The organism is Kitasatospora sp. NPDC048298 (assembly GCF_043201465.1).
Taxonomy (GTDB): Bacteria; Actinomycetota; Actinomycetes; order Streptomycetales; family Streptomycetaceae; genus Kitasatospora.
The window spans coordinates 1,827-3,431 of sequence record NZ_JBICYZ010000141.1; the positions used below are offsets into that span (position 1 = coordinate 1,827).

The following is a 1,605-nucleotide window of genomic DNA, read 5'->3' on the forward strand; positions in this document are numbered from 1 at the left end:
GTCGAGGGTGTGTGACTGGTCGTTGTTTGAGAACTGCACAGTGGACGCGAGCATCTGTGGCCAAGTTTTTAAGGGCGCACGGTGGATGCCTTGGCACTAGGAACCGATGAAGGACGTGGGAGGCCGCGATAGGCCCCGGGGAGCTGTCAACCGAGCTTTGATCCGGGGGTGTCCGAATGGGGAAACCCGGCAGTCGTCATGGGCTGTCACCCGCTGCTGAACACATAGGCAGTGTGGAGGGAACGCGGGGAAGTGAAACATCTCAGTACCCGCAGGAAGAGAAAACAACCGTGATTCCGGGAGTAGTGGCGAGCGAAACCGGATGAGGCTAAACCTTGAGCGTGTGAGACCCGGCAGGGGTTGCGCTCAGGGGGTCGTGGGATTTTTCTTGATCGGTCTGCCGGCCGGTCGGCGAGTCAGAAACCGTATGGGTAGTCGAAGGACATGCGAAAGGTCCGGCGTAGAGGGTAAGACCCCCGTAGACGAAATCTGTACGGCTCGTTTGAAGAACTCCCAAGTAGCACGGGGCCCGAGAAATCCCGTGTGAATCTGGCGGGACCACCCGCTAAGCCTAAATATTCCCTAGTGACCGATAGCGGATAGTACCGTGAGGGAATGGTGAAAAGTACCGCGGGAGCGGAGTGAAATAGTACCTGAAACCGTGTGCCTACAAGCCGTGGGAGCGTCGTTCATCAGCTTGCTGGTGGGCCGTGACTGCGTGCCTTTTGAAGAATGAGCCTGCGAGTTTGCGGTGTGTAGCGAGGTTAACCCGTGTGGGGTAGCCGTAGCGAAAGCGAGTCCGAATAGGGCGGTTGAGTTGCATGCCCAAGACCCGAAGCGGAGTGATCTAGCCATGGGCAGGTTGAAGCGCGGGTAAGACCGTGTGGAGGACCGAACCCACCAGGGTTGAAAACCTGGGGGATGACCTGTGGTTAGGGGTGAAAGGCCAATCAAACTCCGTGATAGCTGGTTCTCCCCGAAATGCATTTAGGTGCAGCGTCACGTGTTTCTTGCCGGAGGTAGAGCACTGGATAGGCGATGGGCCTTACCGGGTTACTGACCTTAGCCAAACTCCGAATGCCGGTAAGTGAGAGCGTGGCAGTGAGACTGTGGGGGATAAGCTCCATGGTCGAGAGGGAAACAGCCCAGAACACCGACTAAGGTCCCTAAGCGTGTGCTAAGTGGGAAAGGATGTGGAGTCGCAGAGACAACCAGGAGGTTGGCTTAGAAGCAGCCACCCTTGAAAGAGTGCGTAATAGCTCACTGGTCAAGTGATTCCGCGCCGACAATGTAGCGGGGCTCAAGCACACCACCGAAGTCGTGTCATTGCAGCATATAGGGCCAACGCCTGCTGTGATGGGTAGGGGAGCGTCGTGTGCCGGGTGAAGCGGCCGAGGAATCGAGTCGTGGACGGTATACGAGTGAGAATGCAGGCATGAGTAGCGATACAAGAGTGGGAAACTCTTGCGCCGATTGACCAAGGGTTCCTGGGTCAAGCTGATCTGCCCAGGGTAAGTCGGGACCTAAGGCGAGGCCGACAGGCGTAGTCGATGGACAACGGGTTGATATTCCCGTACCCGCTTTGAAGCGCCAACGCTGAACCTG

Annotated in this window: 1 other annotated feature (cut by a window edge). The window is 57.3% G+C overall.

The features are described 5' to 3' along the window. Positions 1 to 58: 58 nt before the first annotated feature. Positions 59 to 1,605, top strand: a sequence feature (mutual gap in cmsearch alignment for this rRNA model is longer than 100); it runs 1,490 nt beyond the window's last position.